Source organism: Altererythrobacter chaiwopuensis (assembly GCF_054957735.1).
In genome coordinates this window covers 65,037-90,252 of record NZ_JBTXJF010000001.1, presented here as the reverse complement: position 1 = coordinate 90,252, position 25,216 = coordinate 65,037, and the positions used below count along the sequence as shown (strand labels likewise).

Annotated in this window: 22 protein-coding genes and 1 tRNA gene; 4 read left to right on the top strand and 19 right to left on the bottom strand. The window is 61.2% G+C overall.

Annotated elements, in window-relative coordinates; translation table 11 throughout:
* Window positions 1-106 precede the first annotated feature (106 nt).
* The gene (gene hfq, locus ACX3VQ_RS00415; RefSeq protein WP_462578993.1) at window positions 107-649 is read left to right on the top strand and encodes an RNA chaperone Hfq; all 543 of its coding nucleotides are present in this window, start codon (window positions 107-109) and stop codon (window positions 647-649) included.
* A gap of 26 nt (window positions 650-675) precedes the next feature.
* The gene (gene hflX, locus ACX3VQ_RS00410; RefSeq protein WP_462578992.1) at window positions 676-1,965 is read left to right on the top strand and encodes a GTPase HflX; all 1,290 of its coding nucleotides are present in this window, start codon (window positions 676-678) and stop codon (window positions 1,963-1,965) included.
* Here hflX and mazG read toward each other — a convergent pair.
* The 8 genes from mazG to ACX3VQ_RS00370 form a co-directional block, all read right to left on the bottom strand.
* A complete protein-coding gene (gene mazG / locus ACX3VQ_RS00405) occupies window positions 1,960-2,721 on the bottom strand; it encodes a nucleoside triphosphate pyrophosphohydrolase (RefSeq protein ID WP_462578991.1) in 762 nt (253 codons plus the stop codon). The genes hflX and mazG overlap by 6 nt on opposite strands.
* A gap of 257 nt (window positions 2,722-2,978) precedes the next feature.
* A complete protein-coding gene (locus ACX3VQ_RS00400) occupies window positions 2,979-3,746 on the bottom strand; it encodes an MBL fold metallo-hydrolase (RefSeq protein ID WP_462578990.1) in 768 nt (255 codons plus the stop codon).
* Window positions 3,743-4,519 (bottom strand): TatD family hydrolase, encoded by a 777-nt coding sequence (locus ACX3VQ_RS00395; RefSeq protein ID WP_462578989.1) that lies wholly within the window; start codon window positions 4,517-4,519, stop codon window positions 3,743-3,745. Before ACX3VQ_RS00395 ends, ACX3VQ_RS00400 begins: the two co-directional genes overlap by 4 nt.
* Entirely contained in the window at window positions 4,519-6,090 is a 1,572-nt protein-coding gene (gene metG, locus ACX3VQ_RS00390) for a methionine--tRNA ligase (protein ID WP_462578988.1), read from the bottom strand. Before metG ends, ACX3VQ_RS00395 begins: the two co-directional genes overlap by 1 nt.
* Entirely contained in the window at window positions 6,083-7,045 is a 963-nt protein-coding gene (locus ACX3VQ_RS00385) for a DNA polymerase III subunit delta' (RefSeq protein WP_462578987.1), read from the bottom strand. The genes metG and ACX3VQ_RS00385 overlap by 8 nt, the downstream gene beginning before the upstream one ends.
* Window positions 7,046-7,050: 5 nt before the next feature.
* Window positions 7,051-7,683 carry a dTMP kinase gene (gene tmk, locus ACX3VQ_RS00380; protein ID WP_462580648.1) on the bottom strand — a complete coding sequence of 211 codons (633 nt, stop codon included), beginning with the start codon at window positions 7,681-7,683 and terminating at the stop codon, window positions 7,051-7,053.
* Window positions 7,680-8,861 (bottom strand): D-alanyl-D-alanine carboxypeptidase family protein, encoded by a 1,182-nt coding sequence (locus ACX3VQ_RS00375; protein ID WP_462578986.1) that lies wholly within the window; start codon window positions 8,859-8,861, stop codon window positions 7,680-7,682. Before ACX3VQ_RS00375 ends, tmk begins: the two co-directional genes overlap by 4 nt.
* Window positions 8,862-8,936: 75 nt before the next feature.
* The gene (locus ACX3VQ_RS00370) at window positions 8,937-9,989 is read right to left on the bottom strand and encodes a lytic murein transglycosylase (protein ID WP_462578985.1); all 1,053 of its coding nucleotides are present in this window, start codon (window positions 9,987-9,989) and stop codon (window positions 8,937-8,939) included.
* Between the two features lie 146 nt (window positions 9,990-10,135).
* Here ACX3VQ_RS00370 and ACX3VQ_RS00365 point away from each other — a divergent pair.
* Window positions 10,136-10,225: transfer RNA gene (locus tag ACX3VQ_RS00365), tRNA-Ser, on the top strand.
* 38 nt (window positions 10,226-10,263) lie between these two features.
* Here the strand turns inward: ACX3VQ_RS00365 and ACX3VQ_RS00360 are convergent.
* The 3 genes from ACX3VQ_RS00360 to ACX3VQ_RS00350 all read right to left on the bottom strand — a co-directional run bounded on the left by ACX3VQ_RS00360 (window position 10,264) and on the right by ACX3VQ_RS00350 (window position 15,054).
* Window positions 10,264-12,135, bottom strand: coding sequence for a cation:proton antiporter domain-containing protein (locus ACX3VQ_RS00360; RefSeq protein ID WP_462578984.1), 1,872 nt, complete (start codon window positions 12,133-12,135; stop codon window positions 10,264-10,266).
* Window positions 12,136-12,158: 23 nt separating this feature from the next.
* Window positions 12,159-13,580: a dihydrolipoyl dehydrogenase gene (lpdA, locus tag ACX3VQ_RS00355; RefSeq protein WP_462578983.1), complete on the bottom strand. Its 1,422-nt coding sequence runs from the start codon at window positions 13,578-13,580 to the stop codon at window positions 12,159-12,161.
* Between the two features lie 172 nt (window positions 13,581-13,752).
* Complete coding sequence (locus ACX3VQ_RS00350) at window positions 13,753-15,054, bottom strand: pyruvate dehydrogenase complex dihydrolipoamide acetyltransferase (RefSeq protein ID WP_462578982.1); 1,302 nt, start codon at window positions 15,052-15,054, stop codon at window positions 13,753-13,755.
* A 123-nt stretch (window positions 15,055-15,177) separates the two neighbouring features.
* On the opposite strand from ACX3VQ_RS00350, the gene ACX3VQ_RS00345 reads away from it, so the two are divergent.
* Window positions 15,178-15,624 (top strand): universal stress protein, encoded by a 447-nt coding sequence (locus ACX3VQ_RS00345; protein WP_462578981.1) that lies wholly within the window; start codon window positions 15,178-15,180, stop codon window positions 15,622-15,624.
* A gap of 12 nt (window positions 15,625-15,636) precedes the next feature.
* Here ACX3VQ_RS00345 and rnr read toward each other — a convergent pair whose 3' ends face one another.
* From rnr to radA, 8 genes are all read right to left on the bottom strand, one after another.
* Window positions 15,637-17,892 (bottom strand): ribonuclease R, encoded by a 2,256-nt coding sequence (rnr, locus tag ACX3VQ_RS00340; RefSeq protein ID WP_462578980.1) that lies wholly within the window; start codon window positions 17,890-17,892, stop codon window positions 15,637-15,639.
* Window positions 17,893-17,926: 34 nt separating this feature from the next.
* Window positions 17,927-19,471 carry a proline--tRNA ligase gene (gene proS / locus ACX3VQ_RS00335; RefSeq protein ID WP_462578979.1) on the bottom strand — a complete coding sequence of 515 codons (1,545 nt, stop codon included), beginning with the start codon at window positions 19,469-19,471 and terminating at the stop codon, window positions 17,927-17,929.
* 57 nt (window positions 19,472-19,528) lie between these two features.
* Window positions 19,529-20,083 carry a polyhydroxyalkanoate synthesis repressor PhaR gene (phaR, locus tag ACX3VQ_RS00330; protein WP_462572170.1) on the bottom strand — a complete coding sequence of 185 codons (555 nt, stop codon included), beginning with the start codon at window positions 20,081-20,083 and terminating at the stop codon, window positions 19,529-19,531.
* Window positions 20,084-20,149: 66 nt separating this feature from the next.
* Window positions 20,150-21,199: an alanine racemase gene (gene alr / locus ACX3VQ_RS00325; protein ID WP_462578978.1), complete on the bottom strand. Its 1,050-nt coding sequence runs from the start codon at window positions 21,197-21,199 to the stop codon at window positions 20,150-20,152.
* Window positions 21,189-22,826, bottom strand: a complete 1,638-nt coding sequence (locus ACX3VQ_RS00320) for an MFS transporter (protein WP_462578976.1) — start codon at window positions 22,824-22,826, stop codon at window positions 21,189-21,191. The genes alr and ACX3VQ_RS00320 overlap by 11 nt, the downstream gene beginning before the upstream one ends.
* A gap of 38 nt (window positions 22,827-22,864) precedes the next feature.
* Window positions 22,865-23,308, bottom strand: coding sequence for an iron-sulfur cluster assembly scaffold protein (locus ACX3VQ_RS00315; RefSeq protein ID WP_462578974.1), 444 nt, complete (start codon window positions 23,306-23,308; stop codon window positions 22,865-22,867).
* Window positions 23,305-23,826, bottom strand: a complete 522-nt coding sequence (locus ACX3VQ_RS00310; protein ID WP_462578973.1) for a CvpA family protein — start codon at window positions 23,824-23,826, stop codon at window positions 23,305-23,307. The genes ACX3VQ_RS00315 and ACX3VQ_RS00310 overlap by 4 nt, the downstream gene beginning before the upstream one ends.
* Window positions 23,827-23,838: 12 nt before the next feature.
* Window positions 23,839-25,206, bottom strand: coding sequence for a DNA repair protein RadA (gene radA, locus ACX3VQ_RS00305; RefSeq protein WP_462578972.1), 1,368 nt, complete (start codon window positions 25,204-25,206; stop codon window positions 23,839-23,841).
* Between the last annotated feature and the right edge of the window lie 10 nt (window positions 25,207-25,216).

Genomic DNA, 25,216 nt, shown 5'->3' with positions numbered 1-25,216 from the left:
GAAAACCGTCATTGTGCATGACTGACACGGCGCCATGCCGGAGCAATCCGATCTGGCGCCAGATCGCGGACTGCAAAAAGCAGCCGCCAATAACAGGAGCATATCAATGTCTAGTGGGCGAATTCTCTCCGCACGTGCCCCGTCGGAAACTCCGGCCAGGCCCGATAATTCCGGCAAGCAAGCCAAGCTTCAAGACGCATTTCTCAACTTGCTGCGAAAGAACAAGTCACCGGTCACGGTGTTTCTGGTCAAGGGCGTGAAACTGCAAGGAATTGTCACCTGGTTTGACAATTTCTCGCTGCTTTTGCGGCGCGATGGCCAGTCGCAGCTGGTTTACAAGCATGCGATCTCTACCATCATGCCTGGGCAACCGATCGACGCTGAGCAGTTCGCCAGCCAACACGGCAATGCCCGGCAGCGGTTGCTGCAGGATGTTTTTCTTTCACGCGTCAGCGAAGCGGAAGTTCAGGTAACCATGTTCCTGGTCAACGGCGTGATGCTGCAAGGGCGGATTGCCGCCTATGATCTGTTCTGTGTGCTGCTTGAGCGCGACGGTTTCGTGCAATTGGCCTATAAGCATGCTGTATCGACCATTCAGCCCGCTTCGCCGGTGGATCTGGCCGATGATGACTGGGATGGCGACGACTGAGCTTCGACGATGATCTTCTGGGCGAGGTGACGCGCGGCGCGCGCGCACTCGTGCTGTGCCCCGATATCCGGGGTCAGTCCTACGCTATCGACGCTGCCGAGCGGCTTGAGGAAGCATGCGGGCTGGCACTGGCGATTGGTGTGGTGATCGCAGATGCGCGGGTGGTGCCTGTGCGCACCATGCGCCCGGGCACGCTGTTCGGTTCTGGACAAGTCGAACAGATCCAGGCCGATTGCGAATTGCACGAAGCCGAGCTGGTCATTGTGGACGGCGCGCTGTCGCCGATCCAGCAGCGCAATCTTGAAGAAAAGCTCAGGCGCAAGGTGATTGACCGCACGGGCCTCATCCTGGAGATATTCGGCGAGCGTGCCGTTACCGCCGAAGGGCGGCTGCAGGTCGAATTGGCACATCTTGATTACCAGCAGAGCAGGCTCGTGCGCAGCTGGACGCACCTTGAGCGGCAGCGTGGTGGTTTCGGCTTCCTTGGCGGCCCCGGCGAAACCCAGATCGAGGCTGACCGGCGCATGATCCGCCAGCGGATGGCGCGGTTGCGCAAGGAGCTGGAGCAGGTCCGCAAGACCCGCGGTCTGCATCGGAAACGCAGGGGGCGGGCGCCCTGGCCGGTCATCGCGCTGGTGGGTTATACCAATGCCGGCAAGTCGACCCTTTTCAACCGTCTGACAGGCGCGGAGGTGATGGCCGAAGACCTGTTATTCGCCACACTCGATCCAACCATGCGCGCGATTGAGCTGCCAGCGGTCGAAAAGGCGATCCTGTCAGACACAGTCGGTTTCATTTCGGACCTGCCAACCCAGCTGGTCGCGGCTTTCCGAGCTACGCTTGAGGAGGTTACTGGCGCGGATATAATCCTGCACGTTCGCGATATGGCTAACCCGGCCCATGAATCGCAGAAAAAACAGGTGTTGTCCGTGCTGGCAGAGCTTGGCGTAACTGACGACAATGGGGAGAGCGCCATCCCGATCATAGAAGCCTGGAACAAGGTCGATTTGGTGTCAGCGTCGCGCGCAGATGAACTGCGCGAAATGGCCGCGCTTCAGGGTGATGCCTTGGTCATTTCAGCGCAGACCGGCGAAGGCATCGACGCGCTGCTCGAGTGGATCGGCTCGATCCTCACCAAGGAATCGCGCGTTGTCGAGCTGGAATTACCTGCGAGTGATGGCAGGCGCATCGCCTGGCTCCACGCTAATGGCGAAGTGCTGGCAGAACAAGATCTTGGCGGGGGCAGGGAAGGGCCGCTGAGGCAATTCACGGTGCGTCTCAATCCCAAGCAATTGGGACAGTTCGCGCGATTATGACTTGTTTTCGGTGGCCTTGATCCGCTGCCAAAGTGCTTCCTGCTCATCCAGTGACAGGGCGGAGAAATTCCCGTCGGCCAACTGTTCCATTCCACGAAAGCGCCGTTCGAACTTGCGATTGGCGCTGCGCAAAGCCTCCTCGGCATCTACGCCATATGCGCGAACCAGATTGACTGCAGCGAACAGGAAGTCACCCGCTTCCTCAAATCGTTCGGAACCTGAGGTGGCAGCCGCAAGTTCCTCAAGCTCTTCGTTTATCTTTTCAATTGGGCCACTTGGATCGGGCCAATCGAAACCGGTGCGCGCGGCGCGCTTCTGTAGTTTCTGCGCCCGCATCAGCGCGGGAAGCGCATTTGCGACGCCGTCGAGGGCGCTGTTGGCGCCTTTTTGTTTACGTTCAGCGGCCTTGAGCGCTTCCCAGCGGCGATCTTCCATCCGGCCGCTTTCGCCGCCAAAGATATGCGGATGGCGCGCTTCCATCTTGTCCGATATTGCTTTTGCAACGTCCTCGAATGCGAAATAACCGGCTTCTTCCGCCATTTGGGCATGAAAAACTACCTGTAGCAGTAGATCGCCGAGTTCCTCACGCAGTTCGATTATATCGTTACGCTCGATGGCATCGGCGACTTCGTACGCTTCCTCGATCGTGTACGGTGCAATGCTGGAGAAGTCCTGCTTCATATCCCATTCGCAACCGCACTCAGGATGACGCAACCTGGCCATAATCGCCAGCAGGCGAGTGGTTTGCTCGATCACGCCAGGATTCCCTGCATCACCCGATTGTGTAAACGGATAATATATATTATGTTAAATGTAAGATGGGTGCTCGTTGGCATATTGGCATTATCCCCCGGGGCCTACGATACTGAAAAGCAGGGCTACAGCGGTAAAGATCGCAGCCCATATCAACCCCATACGCAAGGCTTTGCTCCAACTGAGACGATATGAAGCCAAGGCACTGCCAGCCAGGATCAGCCAACCAAGCAAGGCTACAACCTGGACCGTATTTTCACTCACGCGTCCAACTCCATACCGTCATAACCCACAATTACATTTTCCGGTGTTTCAGCCTCAAGCGACGCATAATCCATGGTTTTATCCAAATGGCTCAAGACCAGGCGCCGTGCACCGCAAAGTTTGAACATTTCCAAAGCCATCGCCAAATTTGCATGAGTTGGATGCGGCTCTCGCCTCAAACAGTCACTCACAAGAATATCCACATCGCTAAATAATTTGACCATCTCGTCAGTTACTTCGCTGTAATCAGTGGCATAAGCGATGCTCTTTCCATCTGCTTCGAAGCGGTAGCCGGTCGTCTCGCTTGGGCCATGCGGCATCTGACACCACTTTACCCCAAAACCAGCATGCATGCGAAGCCGGTCGAGTACTTCAAGCGTAGCAATTGTGGGATAACCGTGCTGCCCAGAGAATATATAGCCGAAACGCTGCCTCAACCGATATGCTGTGTCCTGACCAGCAAACCCCGAAATCGGTCCGCTCCGGTCGTACCGTAACGCGCGCAGATCATCGATCCCGTGGCAGTGATCAGCATGGTCATGCGTCCAGAATACACCGTCGAGCCGGTTGATATTGTTATCGAGCAATTGCTGGCGCAGGTCGGTAGAGGTATCCACCAGAAGGCGGTTGCCTGCCGCGCTTTCGATCACGATGGACACCCGGCTGCGTCGGTTACGCGGTTCATCGGGATCGCAATCGCCCCAGTCATTGCCGACCCGTGGTACGCCCATAGAAGTGCCACAACCGAGGACAATCAGCTTCAAAACGCCGCCTTGCTGAATAACTTGCGGAAATTAGCGGTCGTATAGTCGGCCAGAGCTTCGAATTCCTCGCCGCGCAAATCAGCCAAAAATTGAGCTGTATTGGCAACGAAGGCCGGTTCACACGGCTTGCCGCGATGCGGCACAGGCGCCAGGAATGGGCTGTCAGTTTCCACAAGAAGCCTGTTTTGCGGAATTTCACGCGCTATTTCATGTAGCTCGCGGGCGTTCTTGAAGGTGACAATGCCCGAAAGAGAGATGGTGAGCCCCATTTCGAGCACGCGTTTGCCGAATGCGGCGGACGCAGTGAAACAATGGATCAGCGCGGGGAAGGCACCCTTCCCCAGCTCGTCTTCGAGAATTTCTAGAGTATCCGCTTCTGCATCGCGAGTGTGGATGATCAACGGCAGTCCGGTTTCGCGTGAGACCGTGATATGCATGCGGAATAATTCGCGCTGCGTCGCGCGGTCCGAATGGTCGTAATAATAGTCGAGCCCGGTTTCGCCGATGCCGATCACCCGCCGGTTCTCGCTCGCGGCAAGCAACGCGTCACGCCCCAGATCGGCGTGCTGGTCTGCCTCGTGCGGATGGATCCCGACGCTGGCCCAGACATCACTTTCGCGCTCGGCTGTGGCAACGATCTGTGCCCATTCGCTCTGGCGGGTCGAGATATTGAGGAACTGGCCAACCCCGGCATTGCGCGCCCGCGCCAGCACTTCGGCCTGATCCTCGACCAGGCCTTTGTACTCAAGGTGACAGTGGCTATCGACCAGCATCAGGCGGGCTCGCCTTCAGGCAATTCTAAGCGCGGGAATACGCCCTGTGGCTGTTCGAGCCGGAAACCACTGGCGACAAGACGCGCGAACCATTCATTGTCATCCAGCGCGGCAAAATCACGCTCTCCGGCCGAAATTCCCAACTGGTCGAGCAAAAGGTCGGCAGATTGCGGCACCACCGGCCGAACAGCAATGGCGAGGTGGCGGACGCAGCGGAACAGCGTCATCAGCACCGCTTTCATCCGCTCAGGATCGGTCTTGCGCAGCGCCCAGGGGGCCTGTTCGTCCACATACTGGTTGCAGGCGAACACCGCGCGCATCCATGCCTCAAGCCCTGCGCTGAAGTTCAACGCCTCGAATTCGCGCGGCAGTTCGGTGCGGCAGGCATCGCGAACGGCACTCGCGAGCGCAAGATCGGCATCGGCCGGTGTATAGGCATCACTCAAGGTGCCATCGCAGTTCTTGAAGATCATCGACAGCGTTCGCTGCGCCAGATTGCCGAAGCTGTTGGCCAGTTCAGCATTGGCGCGGTTGACGATCGCTTCTGGCGAATAGCTGCCATCCTGGCCGAAAGCGATTTCGCGCATGAAGAAATAGCGCAGATTGTCGACCCCGAAGCGTTCGGCAAGTTGCATCGGGTCGACCACATTGCCGGCGCTCTTGCTCATCTTCTCGCCGCCGCGGGCGAGCAGGAAACCGTGCGCGAACACCTGCCGGGGCACGGGCAGGCCCGCGCTCATCAGGAAGGCCGGCCAGTAAACCGCGTGGAAACGCACGATATCCTTACCGATCATGTGGATGTTAGCGGGCCAGTATTTGCGGAACATCTCGCCATCGGCGTCGGGGAAGCCGACGCCAGTCATGTAGGTCGTGAGCGCATCGACCCACACATACATGACATGGCCTTCGGAATTCGGCACGGGCACACCCCAGTCGAAGCTGGTGCGCGAAACGCTCAGGTCCTTCAGCCCGCCCTCGACGAAGCGCATCACTTCGTTGCGGCGGCTTTCCGGACGGATGAAATCGGGGTTGTCGCGATAATATGCGAGCAATTTGTCCTGATAATTCGACAGGCGGAAGAACCATGTCTCCTCCGCCGTCCAATCCACCGGCGTACCCTGGGGCGAGAGCATGTCGCCCCCTTCCCCCTCGATCAGCTCGCTTTCGTCATAAAAGGCTTCGTCACGGACTGAATACCAGCCTTCATAGCGGTCCAGGTAGAGATCGCCTGCCGCTTCCATTCGGCGCCAGAGTTCGACGCTGGCGGCATGGTGGCGCGGTTCGGTAGTGCGCACGAAATCATCGTATGACAGGTTGAGCCTGTCAGCCATTTCGCGGAAATAGCCTGACATTTCATCAGCCAGGGCTATCGTCGCCCGGTCCAGTTTGCGGGCGGTCTGGTCCATCTTGAGCCCGTGTTCGTCCGTGCCGGTGACGAAGCGCACATCGCGCCCCCGCGCACGCTGGAACCGTGCCATCACATCGGTCGCAATCCCTTCATAGGCATGGCCGATGTGCGGCCGACCGTTGGGATAGTTGATCGCGGTGGTGATGTAGAATGGTTCAGCCATGGGCCGGTTCGCTAGCGCCAGCAGCGCGCGCAAGCAAGCTGGCGATTTCACCCGCCAGCAGGCCGGGATCGAAATTATAGGTCGGCGCTTGCCCTGCCAACACTACCAGTTCCTGATGTGCTTCAATCAGCGCGGTCTGGCATTGTGGATCGGCATCCGGCAATGCCTGTGCCAGCGTGGTCCGCGCAAGCTCGAGCACGGCACGCATTCGGTCACGATCAGGCCGCTGCCCGATTGCTGCAGCCAGCTGACCTCGCAGTTCAAAGCCGGGGTCGCCCTGGGAGGCCAGGCGGCGCATCGCGTTCGCTACGGCACCAAGTTCCTGTTCAAGGAAATTGCGCGCGGAGACAAGCGATCCGCCGGACATCTTGACGGCCAATTCACACTGTTCGGCTTTAATGCCCGGGAATTCCCGTGCCAGCTGCTGCGCAATTTCAGCATCGCCTAGCGCTGCGAAGTGCAGCATGCGGCAGCGCGATCGGATCGTCGGCAGAAGACCTGCCGGGCGGTGTGTGACGAGTAGAAAAAACGTGCCCACGGGCGGTTCCTCGAGGCTCTTCAACAATGCGTTCGAGGCACTGCGTTCCATGTCGTCTGCCGGGTTGATAATGATCACCCGCCGCGCGCCAAGTGTTGAGCGGGTCGTCAGCCGCTGCTGCATCGCACGGATCTGGGATACGGCAATGTTGCGCTTCACCTCGAAGGGCTTGCCTTCGTCACGCTTGCGCTCTTCCTGGTCGTCTTTGGGCAGGTGCGTCAGAATCAAGATATCGGGGTGTTGACCGGCGGGCTGCGGAATACCCTCCTCCGCCACCAGCGCCCTCGCAGCAGCCAACGCAAAGTCGTGTTTGCCGATGCCCGCCTTACCTGCCAATATCCACGCATGGTGCATCCGCGCGCCGTCCATGGCATTGCGCCATTGCGCCCAGGCTGTAGCGTGATTGGGCCATTCCATCCGCCTCAACCCTCCAGAATCGGGGCTAGCGTATCCATGATGCGCGCATGGACAGTCTCGGGATCGCCTCCGGCGTCGATCACTGCAAAACCCTTTGGGTCTTCCTCGGCATAGCGCCGGAAGGCATCCGCAACTGCCCGGTGATAGGCAGAATTGCGTCCGCCGATGGCGTCGCTGCTGTCCCCGTCCCGGGCCGCGAGCCGGGCGGCAACCTGCTCGTCATCAGCCTGGAGCAGGATGGCAAGATCGGGCCGCAATCCGCCGCTGCCGATCTCATGTAGCGTGGTGATTGCCGTATCGCCCAATGCGCCGGCGCTACCCTGATAGGCCCGGCTTGAATCGACAAAGCGGTCCGAAATCACCCATTCGCCGCGCTCCAGTGCTGGCCGGATCCGGCGCGCAACATGGTCTGCGCGGGCAGCGGCAAATAACAGCGCCTCTGCCTGCGGCCCCCAACCCTCTCCGGGTGGATCGAGCAGCAACTTGCGGATCGCTTCAGCGCCGGGAGTCCCCCCCGGTTCGCGCGTAAGTTGAACTTTCAGCCCATGGGCCTCAAGCGCATCAACCAGCAGTTTTGCCTGGGTGGATTTGCCTGCCCCCTCCCCTCCTTCAAGAGCAATGAATCGGCCGCGCATTATCCGAACCACCCCAGAACGCCATTAACTACGCGCGCGAAAACACCGGCTTCGGCAACATCTTCACCAGCTGCTAGCGGAAGGCGCGAGGGCTCCATCCCCTCAACCGATATTTCGAGGTCAGCCACATGTTGCCCCTTTCTGATCGGCGCGCGCAATGGCCCGTTATACCTCACGGCCAACCGAATTTCGGGGTTTTCCCCTAGAGGAAGCGTGGCCGCGATGGCCTGCGGAGCAAGCAAAGGAACCTTGCGGCTCTGGCCACCTTGAACCCGGGCTTGCTCAATCACCTCACCCGCCCTGAACAGAGGGCGGCTCTCGAACGCTTTAAAGCCCCATTCGAGATAGGCACGAGCTGCCCTGTCGCGCACTCTCGGACGATCAGCGCCCGCGACCACCAAGATCAAACGGCGGCCATCGCGCTGGGCAGAACCAAGGAAACCAAAGCCCGCCTCGTTGGTAAAACCCGTCTTGATACCGTCACCCCCTGGCACCTGGCCGGTAAACGGATCATGGTTGGGCTGGGTGATGCCGCGATAAGTGAGTTGGCGGTGACCGAAAAAGCGCTTGTATCGCTGCGGATGGCGCTGGACCAGCGCGGCACCCAATTTTGCCAGATCGCGCCCCGTCACGAAGGTCCGCCCCTCGTCCGGCCAACCATTAGGGGTGCCGAAATGACTGTTCGCCATCCCGATTTCGCGCGCCTTGGCATTCATCAATCGCGTCCATTCCGCCAGGGAACCCGCGGTACCTTCTGCCAGCACGACCGAAGCATCATTGGCCGAAACCGTGGTGATGCCGAACAAGAGAGCTGATACCGGAAGTTCATCGCCCGCGCTCAGGAACATGGTCGAACCGACCCCGCCCCATTTGCGAAACGCGGCAGGATCAAAGCGCATTCGCCGGTCAAGCTTCAGGCGACCTTCCTCGATCATTTCGAAGGCGAGGAAAGCGGTCATGGTCTTGGTGATCGAGGCAGGCATGAAGCGGCGATCGGCATTGCGCTGGTGCAGCACCTGCCCGCTTGAGAGGTCGACCAGGATAGCGATGGCGGCTTCATCATGCGCCGGTGGCGCACGAACGAGATCACGCGCATTCGCTGGCTGCGCAGCTGCCAAAACGACACTGCACAGCATCGCAATCATGTAGGAAATGTGCCGCAATCCGCGCTCCTTAAGCATGCCAGTGGCTATAACCACTCGACTGCGTCAATGCGAGCTTTTACCCTGGGCTATCCCCTTTGCTCTTGCCGGGTTTCAGCGGGCAATCTCGTCGCCGAGCAACCCCACGCTAATGGCATAGTAATTGGAGCAATTATATTCGAGGATCGCGCGATAGTTCGAGGTGAGCAGCCATGCAGGCGTGCCTGGCCCGTCAGGCTGGAACAGGGTTGCCAGCACATCATCGCCGATCGTGCGCTGGGCCTTAACGCCCAATGCGCGCCATTCGGCCACCGTCTTCCATTGACTGTGCCGTTCATGGACACGGGGGCAGACCTGGGCGACCAGCCTGGTCTTGAGCGCGTCTATATCGAGATCTTCGGGGACGGTCGCCGGCACCCCCCATGGCTGGCCTGCCCGCCAACCAGCATAGCGCAGGTAGTTGGCGATCGAAGCGAAAGTGTCGGCGCGGTTGGTGAAGATGTTCGCGCGCCCATCCCCGTCGCCATCCCTGGCCAGCTTGAGATAGATGCTCGGGAGGAATTGCGGGTTTCCCATAGCGCCTGCCCAGCTACCGACCAGCTCTTCGCGGCCGTAACCCTTGTCAGCTACCTTCATCAAGGCAATAAATTCATTGGCAAAAAGCTCCCTCCGGCGCCCTTCCCAGGCTAGTGTTGCGAGCGAGCGGGCGAGATCGAAATTGCCCCGGATGCGGCCGTAGCTGGTTTCGTGCCCGAAAATCGCGATGATCACTTCGGCAGGCACGCCATATTCGGCCTCGACTGCGAGCAGGGCGGCGCGGTTGGCGGCGAAAACCTCGCGCCCGCCCGCGATTCGCACCGAATTGACATGGGTCACAATATAGGGCGCCAGCGCCGGATATCCGCTGCGCGTGGGCGTCCCCGGCTGCGCCCGGTCGAGCCGGATTACCCGGTCATTGGGCGTGAGGTCCGAGGTCATGCGCTGGAGGGTGGCTTCGCTGACCCCTTCGGCGCGCGCGCGGGCGATCAGGAGCTGGAGATAGGCGTCAAACGACAGTTCTCCCAAATTTTCTGGCTGATCAGGACTTGCAACTTGCGCTTGCGCCGGCACCGGATTCACAGCGAGGCTGGACAGCGCAATTGCGCAGAGGAAGGGTTTCAGGGCCATGACTGCGTTCTGCCATGGCGGCGATGAACGGTCCATGATCTCGGATCGCTTATCCTTAATTCGCATACCCATTCTTCATCGCGCTGCGAACGGCGCACGATCAGTGGTGACAATAACCGATTCGCACGCTAGCGAGCGTCGCCAGCGGACAGGTGGCAGAGCGGTTGAATGCAGCGGTCTTGAAAACCGCCGTGGGTGAAAGCCCACCGTGGGTTCGAATCCCACCCTGTCCGCCATCGCTTCTCTGGCCCGGAAGACCCTCCAAAGCTCCGCCCTACTCGCGCCCGCGCTTGATGATTGCGTCGATCTGATCGCGCAGCTTCGGATCCCATTCCGACCGTAATTCCCGTATCCTGGCCAGCAGCGGCTCGTTTTCCCACGAGGGAATGTCGAGCCGGTAAAGATCGGCCACCTCGACCATTGAGCGGCGGTCCATTTCCTGGAAGGCATCGGCCATGGCCCGCGCCGCTTGCTGATCGGCCCCCAGCGCTTCGAAAGCGGAGCGCCCCATTCGCAGCGCACCGTCATAGGTTTCCCGGATTATGTCGCGACAGCCCATCGCCCACAGGTGATAGACATGATCGCGATCCTTGGCCCGGGCGATCACGTGCAGCCTGGGAAAATTGCTGGTGGCATAGCGCACGAGCTTGTCGATCTGTTCGCGCTCATCCAGTGCCACGATCAGCAGCTTCGCCCGCTCGATCCCGGCACTGGCGAGCAGGTCAGGCCGGGTTGCATCGCCGTAGAAGCTCCTGACTCCGAATTTCTTGAGCTGCTCGATATGCTCGCTGTCATAGTCGATCACGGTCGCGCGGTGCCCCGCAGCATCGAGCATCCGGTCAACAATCCCGCCCATGCGCCCGCGCCCGGCAATGATGATCGGATGCTCCTCGTCGATCGTGTCCGCCACACGCTCGGCCTGTGCCGTGCAATAGGCACGGGCCACGAATCTGTCGTAGATGATGAACAGCAGCGGCGTGAACAACATCGTCAGAGCGACAACCAGCAGCAGCATGTCGGCCAGTTCACGGGTGAGAACGAAGTTGGCGGCGGCGAATGCAATAAGGACAAAGGCAAACTCGCCCGCTTGCGGGAGGCTGAAAGAGAATAGCCAGCCAGCTTGCCCGCGGATGCCGGCGACGCGGGCCACTGCCGCCAGCACCAGCAGCTTCACCGCGATCACCACAGCCGCCCAGAACACGACCGTGCGCCACTCCTGCGCAGCCAGTTCGAAATCGATTCCGGCACCTACGGTGATGAAGAACAGGCCCAGCAGCAGGCCCTTGAACGGGTCAATATCGCTCTCAAGCTCGTGCCGGTATTCGCTATTCGCCAGCACCACGCCGGCAAGGAACGTGCCCAGCGCGGGCGAGAGGCCGACCAAGCTCATCAGCAGCGCGATCCCGATGACAAAGACAAGCGCGGTTGCCGTGAAGAGTTCGCGCAGGTTGGCCCTGGCAATATAGCGAAACACCGGGCGGGTGAGATAAGCCCCGATGAAGACTACTGCACCGATGGCACCCAGTGTGACCAGCCCTCCCAACCACGCGGGCATCCCCCCAGTGATGTCCAGCGCCGGGCCATGCGCCTGCCCCGCCTCCTGTGCGGCGGCCCCTGCCATCGCGGCAATATCGGGCAGGGCCAGCAGAGGCAAAATGGCAAGGATCGGGATCACCGCGACGTCCTGAAACAGCAGCACTGCGAAGCTCGCCTGCCCGCCCTCGCTTCGCAGCAGGCCCTTTTCGGTCAGCGACTGCACCACAATGGCCGTGGATGAGAGCGCCAGGATCATGCCGATCGCCAACGCGGTCTGCCATTGCTCGCCTGCCAGCAAGGCGGTCCCGGCAATGGCCAGTGCCGAAAGCAGCACCTGCCCGCCGCCAAGGCCGACCAGCCGCCGCCGCATCTCCCACAATTTGCGGGGTTCCATCTCCAGCCCAATGATGAACAGCATCATCACCACGCCGAATTCGGCAAAAACCTGGAGCGCCTCGACATCGACCTTCAACGCGCCCAGCACAGGCGCGATAGCCATGCCCGCAAGCAGGTAGCCAAGCACCGAACCAAGGCCAAAGCGTGCCGCCAGCGGTACGGCGACCAGCCCGGCGGCCAGGATCAGGAAGGCGAGGATCAGGAAGCCGGTCATTGCGCCTTCCTGTCAGCCTCCACTCAGATGTGCAACGCCCGCCCGTAAGCGCTTAGCACGCTTTCGTGCATCATTTCGGACAGCGTGGGGTGCGGGAACACGGCCTGCATCAGCTCCGCCTCGGTCGTCTCGAGTTGTTTGCCCACGGTATAGCCCTGGATCAGTTCGGTTACTTCGGCGCCGATCATGTGCGCGCCCAGCAGTTCGCCGGTCTTCGCATCGAACACGGTCTTGATGAAGCCCTCCGCCTCGCCCAGCGCAATCGCCTTGCCATTGCCGATGAAGGGGAAATTGCCGACCTTAACCTCGTATCCGGCTTCCTTGGCCTTGGCTTCGGTCATGCCGACGCTGGCGATCTGCGGGCGGCAATAGGTGCAGCCGGGGATGTTATTGCGGTCGAGCGGGTGCGGGTGCGTGTCCTTGTTGCCCAGCTCCTGCGCGATCGCTTCGGCTGCGGTCACGCCCTCATGGCTTGCCTTGTGCGCCAGCCATGGGCCGGGGGTGCAGTCGCCGATCGCCCACAGCCCCTTGGCTTTGGTGCGGCCATAGGGATCGATCTGGATGAAACCGCGGTCCATCTCCACTAGCTTGTCGAGCCCGATATTCTCGGTGTTCGGCACGATGCCGATGGCGACGATGGCGTGGCTGAACTCGTGCTCAGCGACCTTGCCGTCCTTGTCCTTGATTTTCGCCTTCACTCCGGTGGCGCTTGCCTTCAAGTCTTCCACCCCGGCCCCGGTCATGATCGTCATGCCCTGCTTGGTGAGCGATTTCTCGAGGAAGGCGGAGACATCCGCATCTTCCACCGGCACTACCCGGTCGAGCATTTCGACCACAGTCACTTCCGCGCCCATGTCGTTGTAGAAGCTGGCGAATTCGATCCCGATCGCGCCAGAGCCGATCACCAGCAGCTTCTTCGGCATTTCGGGCGGCGTCATGGCGGTGCGATAGGTCCAGATGCGCCCCCCCGCCTTATGGCCGTCTGCGGGCGCAAAGGGCAGGTCGCGCGCACGGGCTCCGGTGGCGACGATCACGTGCTTGGCGGTGAGCTTTTCCTCACCCTTGTCTGATTTCACCGTCAGCGAGGTCGCGCCGGTCAGCGCGCCCTCGCCCATGTGGACGGTGATCTTGTTCTTCTTCATCAGGTGCGTGACGCCCTGATTGAGTTGTTTGGCCACCCCGCGGCTGCGCTTCACCACCGCCTCAAGATCGGCCTCTATCCCTTTGGCAACAAGGCCATAATCCTTGGCGTGCTGCATGTAATGGAAGATCTCGGCCGAACGCAGCAGCGCCTTGGTCGGGATGCAGCCCCAGTTGAGGCAGATGCCGCCCAGATTCTCGCGCTCGACGATGGCGGTTTTCAGGCCCAGCTGCGCACAGCGAATGGCGGCGACATAGCCGCCGGGTCCGGAGCCGAGAACGATGACGTCGTAACTAGCTGACATTACTGCATTACCTCTTTCAGAGTCCTACAGGATGGAACACATGGAACACGGTCCTGAAGATGAATTCGCTCCGGACAGAGCGGCCAATTACTATCGCAAAGCGGCGGCTAGAGTGGTGAGCGGACATCCCGAACTCATCGCATGAATTGCGTTTTGTAGGACAGCCAGCTGATCACACCACCAGCCCCATCGGGTTTTCGCAGAGCTGCTGGAACGCCTGCATCAGCGCCGCGCCCTCGGCGCCGTCGATCGCACGGTGGTCGAAGCTGCCAGTGGCGCTCATAACCGTCGCCACGGAAAGCGCGCCATCGACCACCCAGGGCCGCTGCTCACCCGCGCCCACCGCCAGGATCATGCCCTGCGGCGGGTTGATCACCGCGTCGAACTGCTTGGTGCCGAACATGCCGAGGTTGGAGAGACTGGCGGTGCCGCCCTGGTATTCGTGCGGCTGAAGCTTGCCGTCGCGCGCCTTCTCAGCCAGTTCCTTCATCTCGGTGCTGATCTGCGCCAGCCCCTTACGGCCCGCATCGCGGATGATCGGGGTGATGAGGCCCGAAGGCGCCGCCACCGCAACCGAGATATCCTGCCGCGAATATTGGTGCAGCACATCGCCCTGGAAGCTGACATTGCATTTGGGCACGCGGGCCAGCGCGCGGGCGAGCGCCTTGATCAACAGATCGTTGACCGAAAGCTTGACCCCATCGGGTTCGAGCGAGGCGTTGAGCTGCGAACGCAGCTTCAAGAGCGCATCAAGCCGCACGTCCACGGTAAGGTAGATATGTGGAACGGTCTGCTTGGCTTCGGTCAGGCGGCGGGCGATGACCTTGCGGACATTGTTGAGCTTCTGTTCCTCGTAAGGCGCGTCAAGATCGCCGCCAAGCTGCGGTGCTGGTTGCTGGGCCTTGGCTGCCTGTCCTTCGGCAGGCTCAGCACGAGCGGAGGGGGCTGCAGATGCTCCCTCGAGATCGGCCTTGACGATGCGCCCGTTCGGGCCGCTGCCCTTGATGGCCGAAAGATCGAGCCCTTTTTGCTCAGCAATGCGCTTGGCCAAAGGTGATGCAACGATACGATCACCGGAGGGCGCGGGTGCAGCTGAAGCCGGTGCCGGAGCTGACGCCGCCGGCCCTGGTTCTGACGCCGCCGAAGCCGGGGCGGCATCTGTCGCAGGTGACGGCGCAGGTGAAGGTGCAGGTGCAGGTGCAGGCGTCGAGGGCGCCGCGTCCACATCTTCGCCTTCCTCCGCAAGCACGGCGATAACCGTGCCAACCTTGACGTTTTCGCTACCCTCTTCGACCGCGATCGATACCAGCGTGCCTTCATCGACGGCTTCGAATTCCATCGTCGCCTTGTCGGTTTCGATTTCCGCCATGATATCGCCAGACTTGATCTGGTCACCCGGTTTCACCAGCCACTTTGCAAGCGTGCCTTCTTCCATGGTGGGCGAGAGAGCGGGCATCTTGATTTCAATCGGCATCGCTGGAGAGATTCCCTTTCCTTTACGCGACGTAAGCCTGTGCCGAATTCGCGAGGCTGGGGCAAGGTTCTTGCGAAGAATACGTTTTCAGCAGATACCCTGCGACAAAGGGAGCCACAGTTCATGCGCGTCTTTTTGGTAGTGATTGACGAGACCGATGAGGCCCGTTCGGCCCTGCGGTTTGCGGCGCGCCGCGCGGGTGCTGTGGACGGCGGCGTGCACATCCTTGCGCTGGTTCCGCAACAGAACATCAGCGCCTTTGGCGGGGTGCAGGCGACGATCGAGCAGGAAGCGCGCGACCGCGCGGAAATGCTGGCGCATGGTGCGGCCGGCAGCCTGCTGGCCGAAATGGGCGTGATGCCCACGATTTCGGTGATCTTGGGCGGGGGGCAGCGCGTGATTCGCGAATATCTTGATCAGCATAAAGAGGTGGCTGCGCTGGTGCTCGGTGCTGCATCGGGAAGCAATCCCGGCCCGCTCGTGACGCATTTCTCTGCCAATGTCGGCACCCTGCCCTGCCCGCTCTACATAATTCCAGCGGACTATGACGAGGAAGCAAGCGCAATCTAGCGTTTTGGCCAGTTAACGCTTGCGGCGCCCCTGGTGGCGAATGTTGCCCGGCCTGCCGCGTTTTCCGGCCATGCGCTTGCCTGCTGGTTTTTCGCTGCGGCGCGGCGGCGGCCGGTGGCCGCGCGGTTCGATTTCCTGCCCCTCGCCATCAACCGGCACGAATTTGAGCGCGCCGGTAAGCGGGTTGGCTTCCGCCAGCTTGAGCCTGAGTTTATCACCCATGGCATAGCGGGTGCCGCTGCTTTCGCCCACCAGCACCTGCGCCGCCTCCTCATAGCGAAAGTGCTCGCGGCCCAGCGTGGAGACCGGCACCAACCCGTCGCCGCCCAGCCCCGTGATCGTGGCGAAGAAGCCGAAGGCCTGCACACCGGTAATGCGGGTGTCGAAGATTTCGCCCACCCGGCTTGAAAGCCAGGCCGCGACATAGCGATCGATCGTATCGCGTTCGGCCTCCATCGCGCGCCGCTCTGCCTGGCTGATCGCGTCGGAAACCTGCTGCAGGCTGGCACGGTCGCGGTCAGAAAGTCCGGTGCTGTCCGGGAGATGGCCCTCCGGCTTGGGTTGCTCGAGTTTGTAGGCATCGACCAGCGCGCGGTGCACCAGCAGATCGGCATAGCGCCGGATCGGCGAAGTGAAATGGGCGTAGCTGCCCAGCGCAAGCCCGAAATGCCCGGCATTGCTCGGCCCATAATAGGCCTGCATCTGGCTGCGCAGCACCGCCTCCATCACCTGCGCCTTTTCGCCCTCGTCGCTCACATCCTTGAGCATGCGATTGAACAGCGAGGGGGTGATGACCTGGCCCAGCGCGAGCTTGCGCCCGAAGGTGGCGAGATAGTCACGCAGCGCCAGCAGCTTCTCGCGCGCGGGCGGTTCATGCACCCGGTAGACCACCGGCGCGGTCTTGGCCTCGAGCGCCTTGGCTGCCGCAACATTGGCGGCAATCATGAAATCCTCGACCACGCGGTGCGCGTCGAGCCGTTCGCGAACCGCGATTTCCGCGATCTGCCCTTGCTCGTCGAGCACCACGCGGCGTTCGGGCAATTCGAGTTCGAGCGGGTCGCGAGCATGGCGCGCCTTTTCCAGCGCCCGCCAGCAGGCCCATAAATGCTGCAGGTGCTCTGGCGCGGTGCCATCATCTATCGCCGCCTGCGCATCTTCATAGGCGATGTTGTGCGCGATCCGCACCAGCGCGCGGGTGAAATGGAACTTCGTAACATTGCCCTGCCCGTCGACCCGCAGATGGCAGGCCATGGCCGCGCGGTCCTCGCCTTCGCGCAGCGAGCATACATCGGCGCTGAGCACTTCGGGCAGCATCGGCACCACCCGGTCGGGGAAATAGACCGAATTGCCGCGCTTGCGTGCTTCGCGGTCGAGCGCGCCGCCGGGTCGCACGTAGTAGCTGACATCGGCAATCGCGACGAGCGCGTTGAAACCGCCCTGCCCGTCAGGCTCTGCCCAGATCGCATCGTCATGGTCACGCGCGTCGGCCGGATCGATCGCAATGATCGGCAGGTGTCGCAAATCCTCGCGGTGTTCGCTGCTGAGCGCCAGTTTGGCCGCCTCTTCCGCTTCGCGCAGCGCCTCTTCCGGGAACACATGCGGGATGCCGTGCTTGGCGATGGCGATCAGGCTGAAACTGCGCGGCGCCAGCGGATCGCCCACCACTTCGATGACCTTGACGCCCGAACGATCAGAGCGCCCCACCCGCTCGGCGATCACCAGCTGGCCTTCCTCCGCCTCGCCCAGATCGGCGATTGGCGACGAATTGCGGACGCGCTTGTCGACCGGGGCAAGCCAGGCCTTGCCGCTGCCATCGATCTCCACCACGCCCATCAGCCCTTCGGTGCGCGCCGGCAGTTTTTTCATCGGATGCGCGATCCAGCCGCGCCCGGTTTCCTCGGTCCGCGAGAGCACGCGGTCCCCGCGTTTGAGCGCCGGCATCCGTTTTCCGCCTTTGCCCTTCAATTCGCGCATGGTCAGGCGCGGTGGTTCACCCGGCGCGTCGGGCGACCAATTGTCAGGAATGGCGATCGCTTCGCCATCGTCGATCTCGATCACGCGCAGCACGGTTACCTTGGGCACACCGCCCATGCGGTGATAGGCGGCTTTCTTGCCGTCGATCATGCCTTCTTCGGCCATGTCCTTAAGCAGCCGTTTGAGCGCGATCTTTTCCTGGCCCTTGAGGCCAAACGCCTTGGCAATCTCGCGCTTGCCAGCCGGAATGTCAGACGATTGAAGGAATTCGAGTATCTGTTCCTTGCTTGGCATGCCTTGAGGGCGCTTGGTTGGAGCTTTCGCCAAATCAGTAAGCCCGTCCGATCAAAATCCGTTCAACCGCAGCCTCGCCGGTGAAGATACACTTATCGTCGGCAGGCGCCGCATCGCGCGGCACATTGCGGATAGTCAGCTTGTGTGCCTTCAATGATTCGACCACCTTTTCCAGCACGGCACCAGTCGGTTTCGACCATTGCACCTCGAGCCAGCCGGGGAATTTCCTGGAACCGTCATAGAAGGCGGCGACTTCATCAAGTGAAGTGACCCCGCGGGTGATATTGGCATCGCGGCGCGCGGCAGCCTCGTCGAACAGGGACTGCTGGATATCGGCCAACAGCGCATCGATCCCGCTGACGCATTCTTCGCGCGCCATGAACTGGAACGCGGCCTTGCCAGTTTCCGTGTTCCACAGCCTGTCACGACGGATCATCGCCACCTTGCCTTCCGCCATGTCGCGCGGGCCGACTTCGATAATCACGGGCGCGCCCTTGCGCACCCAGCCCCAGCGCTTGGCCGCAGCCTGGCCGGGCTTCTTGTCGAGCAGCACGCGCACCGGTTCGCCCATCGAATGTTGAACGGCCAGTTGACGATGGAGCTCTTCGCAATATGCCAGCACGTCCGCATCCTCAGGCTTGTCACGCAGCATCGGAATGATCACCACTTGCTGTGGCGCGATCCTGGGCGGCACACGCAGCCCGTCATCATCGCCATGGGTCATGATAACGCCGCCGATCATGCGGGTCGACATGCCCCAGCTGGTGGTGTGGCAGAATTGCTCGCGGCCTTCGCGGTCCTGAAACTTGATCCCCGCAGCATGGGCGAAATTGGTGCCGAGATAATGACTGGTGCCGGCCTGCAGCGCCTTGCCGTCCTGCATCATCGCCTCGATTGACCAGGTTTCGACCGCGCCTGGAAAACGCTCGTTCTCCGGTTTTTCTCCCGCGATCACCGGCAGCGCCATATCCTCTTCAGCGCAGGCACGATACATTTCCAGCGCACGGTGGGTTTCCTCCAGCGCCTGCTCGCGGTTCTCATGCGCGGTATGCCCTTCCTGCCACAGGAATTCGCTGGTGCGCAGGAACATGCGGGTGCGCATTTCCCACCGGACGACATTGGCCCATTGGTTGGTCAGCAGCGGCAGGTCGCGCCAGCTCTGGATCCAGCGCGCCATGGCATCGCCGATGATCGTTTCAGAAGTCGGCCGCACCACCAGCGGCTCTTCCAGTTTCGCCTCAGGATCGGGGATCAACCTGCCCTTGCCATCGGAGATCAGCCGATGATGGGTGACAACCGCCATCTCCTTGGCGAAACCTTCGACATGTTCGGCTTCGCGTTCGAAATTCTTCAAGGGGATGAAGATTGGAAAATAGCAGTTCTGGACGCCTGCAGCCTTGATCCGGTCATCCATCAGGCGCTGGATGCGTTCCCAGATGCCATAGCCCCAGGGCTTGATGACCATGCAACCGCGCACACCCGATTCCTCGGCCATGTCGGCGGCGGAGATGACCTCCTGATACCATTGGGAAAAGTCGTCCTCGCGTTTGACGTCGAGGGCATGGCGGATCTGGGACAAGGGGAATTTCCTGCTTTGGGTGGACGCGGCGCCTGCCTTGCGGCGGCGCAAATTGCGCTATTTGCTGAGTTCGTCGAGCTTCTTTTGCATGTCGGCCATCTGCTTGCGGAGTGCCGCAATCTCGTCAACCGATGCGCCATCACTCTTGTCGCTTCGCTTGCCGGAGCCGGGCAGAAAGGCCTCGGTTGCGGCGCGCATCATTGCCATGTTCGTTTCATGGATCCTGGCCAGCGGATTGTTCGCCAGGCCCTTTTCGAATGCTTCGCGGATCTTGCCCTGATTCTCGCGGAAATTGGCCATTGCCGCTTCGAGATAGGACGGCATCATCGCCTGCATCGAATTGCCATACATGCTGATCAACTGGCGCAGGAAACTGACGGGCAGCATCTGCTCGCCGTTCGATTCCTCGTCCATGATGATCTGGGTAAGAATGGAATGGGTAATGTCATCGCCGGTCTTGGCGTCGAGCACCTGAAACTCCACATTGTCGCGCACCATCGCCGCCAAGTCGTCAAGCGTGATATAGCTCGAGGTGCTGGTGTTGTAGAGCCGCCGGTTGGCGTATTTCTTGACGATCACGGTTTCGCCTGCGCCCGCGTTTTTCTTGGCCATTTGCTGCAGTCCTGCTGAATTGATGCTGCGGCCTTAGCACCTGCACAATGTGCAGCGCAACATGGGTTAGGGGGATTTGAGGCGCTGCCCCAAAACGGTAAGCAATTCATATTGCGAAAGGCCGCTAATCAGCGCTGCGTCAGGCAGGTGATAGGGGATCTGGACCCAGTCGCCCTCTGCCACTTCCGGGGCCTGTGACAAATCCACCACCACCATATCCATCGACACCTTGCCCAGCAGCGGCAGGCGCTTATCGCTGCGCAGCAGGAAAGCGCCCTTCCCGCCCCAGGATCGCAGCAGACCATCGGCATAACCGATCGAGACGACACCCACGCGCATTTCGCCTGGAGCAGTGAAGGTGGCGTTATAGCCCACCTTGTCGCCTGCGGACAGCTGGCGGGTCTGGATTATCGCAGCTTCCGGCGTCGCGACCTGGCGGATTTCCCCGGCCAGTTCCTTCCGCGGGACCCCGCCGTAAAGCGCCAGGCCGGGGCGGGTTACGTCGAAGTGATAGTCGTGCCCCAGTGCAATCCCTGCGCTGTTGGCGAGGCTGGCAAATTGGTGCGGTATCGCGGGGAGCAGGGCGCGGAAATTGCCGAGCTGCTGCGCATTCATGGCGCTGTCCTCGTCGGCGCAGGCGAGGTGCGAGATCAGGCCGATCACTTCGAGTTGGGCGATCAGCGGATCGCCTGTTTCGTGGGGCGAAATGCCGAGCCGGTTGATTCCCGTATCCAACATCAGATGGCACGGCCCGCCCCCGCTCTCGATCCACAACTTTGCCTGCGCCAGCGAATTGATTATCGGCAGCACCTTGCGCGCGCGGGCATAAGCAGCGTCTTCGCTTGTTAGCGGACCGTGCAGCACGGCAATCTGGTCTGACGGCACATGATGCGCGACCCCGCCTACCTCACTCCAATGTGCAACGAAAAACAGCTCCGCCCCGGCAGCACGCAGCGTGGGCAGGCAGGCATCGACGCCCAACCCGTAACAATCGGCTTTCACCGCCGCGCCCGCCCGCGCGCTGCCGCTCATCCGGTCAAGCGTGCGCCAGTTGTGAGCAAGCGCTTCCCGGTCGATCCTCAGGCGCAGGCTGGGGGTAGGATGATCAACCTGCATCGTCGGCGAAATCTCGCGGCGGCCCGTCAGGCAGGCCCCACCATGCCACGACGATACCGAATGCAACCACGCCCCAAGTGTACCACAGCCCGGAATAGATATCGCCAGTGCTGGCCACGATCACGCCCGCGATCAATGGCAGGAAGCCGCCGAGATAGCCGGCCCCGATATGATAGGGGATCGACATCGAGCTGTAGCGAATGCGCGGCGGAAACATTTCCGACAGCAGCGCCGCAACCGAGCCATAGGTCAGCGCCGAAAGCGCGCTGAGTACCAGCAGAATGGCAACAATCCCGACGATATTGATGAACGGCGGCGTCTGACGCGAGAAGTCGAAGCCCGCCTGGGTCAGCCGGGCTTGAACTGCCTCGCTCCGCAGCTTGCCGTCATCGAACCAGGCCGGATCGATTGCGACAGGGGCGCCGCCGATCGAGAGCGCGAGCGCATCGTCGGGCTGAAGCTGATAACTCACCCCGCTCGAAATAAGCGTGCCAAGCAGCTTGCCGCAATCGCTCTGCTCGCGGTCGAACAGCTCGGCAAAGGGATCGGTTGAACATTGCGGACCGCTTACCACCACCGGGCTGCGTTCGGAGGCTTCGGCCAAGCCTGGGTTGGCCAGGCTGCCCATCGCCCAGAAGCTGGGAAAGATCAGCAGCAGGGTCAGGGCCGCACCGATCATGATCGGTTTCTTGCGGCCCACCCGGTCTGACCACCTGCCGACGAAAATATAGAAGGTCATGCCAATCAGGCCCGCGACAAGCAACGTCAGCTCAACGGTCAGCTCATCCAGCCGCATGTCGCGCTGAAGGAATGACAAGCTGGAGAAGAAGGCCGAATACCAGATCGTGGTGAGGATACCCGTGACGCCGAACAGGGCCACGAAGATGCGCTTCTTGTTGCCGGGATAGGTGAAGCTTTCGACAAACGGATTACCGGCAATCTGGCCCTCTGCCTTCATCGCCTGGAACACCGGGCTTTCGGACAGCTTGAGCCGCATCCACAGCGATATGCCGAGCAGAACGATCGACAGCAGGAACGGCACGCGCCAGCCCCAATCGTTGAACTCCTGTTCCGGGATCAGGAAGCGGCAGGCAAGCACGACAATGATCGACAGGACGAACCCGCCCACCACCGATGCCTGGATGAAGCTGGTGTAGAAGCCCCGCTTTTCCGGTGGAGCGTGCTCCGCAACATAGATCGCCGCGCCGCCATATTCGCCGCCCAGCGCCAGTCCCTGAAGAATTCGCAGCACGATCACAATTGCCGGAGCCCACAGCCCGATACTTTCCGCGCTTGGCACCAGGCCGACCCCCGCAGTGGCAATACCCATCAGTGTAACCGTCACCAGGAAGGTATACTTGCGCCCCAGCCGGTCACCCAGAAAACCGAACATGATCGCGCCCAGCGGGCGGAAACCGAAGCCGATCGCGAAACCGGCCCACACCAGCAGAACCTGCAGGGTCTCGTTGTCGCTGGGGAAGAAGGCCTTTCCGATCAGCGCGAAAAGCGTGCCGTAGATGAAGAAATCATACCATTCGAAAACGGTGCCTGCCGAACTTGCCCCGATAACCAGCCTTATCTCTTTCTCGCTGGGCTCCCGGATGGCCGGCTGTACAGTCTTTGACATGGTTTTTGCGCTCTCCCCGTTGCCACAAGGTCGTGGCTCTAGCCGTTGCCACCCGCCTTGCAAAGCGCCTCTGCTGCGGCCCTCCACGGCAATAGCAGGGCACCGTGCCGCGCCGGATAGTGGCGCGCGGTACGCAGGGCAGCGAAACCTGGCCAATCGGGCATTGGTGCGTCAGCTGAGTCCAGCCAGTTTTCGAGCGCGCGCAAGGTTGTTGCGAGTTCCGACGCGTTGCGACCGCACGCATTCGCTGCAAAAATCGCTGCGGAACCCTGACCCACCGCGCAGGCGGTAACCGCCATTCCCAAACGGGAAATCCCGCCCCGGTCATCGGTTTCGAGAGCGATCCTGATGCTGCTGCCACAGGTTTTCGAGCGTGCCTCACCGCTGTGCGAAAACACACCCGAGAGCGGATAGTTCGCCAGCTCGGTTGCGAGTGACAGGAGTTCGGGAGTGTATAGTTTGCCTGCGCTGGCGGCGCTCATCCCGCAACTTTCGCTTCAGCCAGCAACCGCGCGCGGCGTTCGGCGATCATTTCTACCAGCTCGCGTGAGCTCGCATCGATCACGTGATAGGTGCGCGCGGTAGTGATCCAGACCGGGCGGCCCTTGTATCCCCACGCGGTATCGTAGCCCAGCACCAGCAGCGAGAAGGCGAACACCACGATCAGCCCGCCCTTCAGCATACCGAAGCCGAAACCGAGGACGCGATCGATTGGCCCCATGATCGAATTGCGCGATGCCTGGCCCACGTTGTTTGCGATCAGCTTCATCGCCGCATAGGGAATCAGCAGCAACAATGCGAATGCCAGAAGGGCGGTGGTCGTTTCCGAATCAAAAAATTCAAGTAACTGGTTGGTCAGCGGCGTATGCAGCTGATGAATCGCAAAGGCGGCCAGCACCCAGGCTGCCAGTGACAGGACTTCCTGCACCAGCCCGCGCATGAAGCCGCCGATCGCGGCAATGCCGACGATCGCGAATACGATAAGGTCAAACCCGTTCATGGGTTGGGAGGATTATGTCTTTGCCATCACCCGGTCAACGAGGTTCGCAACTTGTCCTAAACCACGATAGTTAATCCCCGATGGTCCGTTTTCTGCGCCGGATGGACCGAATGCCGAGGTAAAGCCGAGCTTTTCGGCTTCGCGCTGGCGCAGAGAGGAATGCGCAACCGGGCGAATCTCACCGGCCAGCGACAGCTCGCCGAAGAATACAGAGCGATCTGGCAAGGGCTTGTTTGCCAGCGCCGATACCAGCGCAGCGGCCACCGCAAGGTCGGCGGCCGGATCGGACAGGCGATATCCCCCGGCAATGTTCAGGTAAACCTCGGCCGAACTGAAATTGAGCCCGCAGCGCGATTCCAGCACCGCGAGCAACATCGCCAGCCTGCTGCTGTCCCAGCCCACCACCGCTCGCCGCGGGGTTGCGCCTGATTGCAAGCGCACAATCAACGCCTGGATTTCAACCAATACCGGGCGTGTGCCCTCCAGCGCAGGGAATACCGCGCTGCCCGCCAATGGCTGATCACGCCCAGAAAGGAACAGCATGGATGGATTGCTGACTTCCTCCAGCCCTTCGCTGACCATCGAAAAAACGCCAATTTCGTCGACCGCGCCAAAGCGGTTCTTGAGCGCGCGCAGGATGCGATATTGATGACTGCGCTCTCCCTCAAAGCTCATCACCACGTCCACCATGTGCTCTAGCACGCGCGGCCCGGCGATACTGCCGTCCTTGGTGACATGGCCTACCAACACCAGCGCTACGCCATGTTCCTTCGCGTAACGGATCAGTTCGAAGGCGCAGCCACGAACCTGACTGACCGTTCCGGGCGCGCCTTCGATCGTGTCAGAATACATGGTCTGGATCGAATCGATCACCAGTAATGAAGGCGGTGCCATCCGGCCCAGTGTGGTCAAGATGTCGCGCACCGAAGTTTCCGAGGCGAGCTGGATCGGCGCATCGGCAAGGCCAAGCCTTGCGGCGCGCATCCGCACCTGGCCTGCGGCTTCCTCACCGCTGACATAGATAACGCTCTGCCCGGTGCGCGCGATAGTTGCTGCAGTTTGCAGCAGCAGGGTTGACTTGCCGATCCCTGGATCGCCGCCCATCAGCACGGCCGAGCCGGGCACCAGCCCCCCGCCCAATGCCCGGTCAAATTCCTTGAGGCCGGTGCTGCGCCGAACAGGCAGCTCTGCCGGTGAGTTGAGCTCCACAAATTCCACCGCGCGGCCACCGCGCGAAAGATCGTGCTTCTGCGAAAATACCGTTGCCGGGGCATCTTCTGTCAGAGTGTTCCACTCGGCGCAGTCAGGACATTGCCCTTGCCAGCGGTGAGCAACACTGCCGCATGCCTGGCAGATATAGCGCTTTTTAGTCTTGGCCATGCCGGATTGA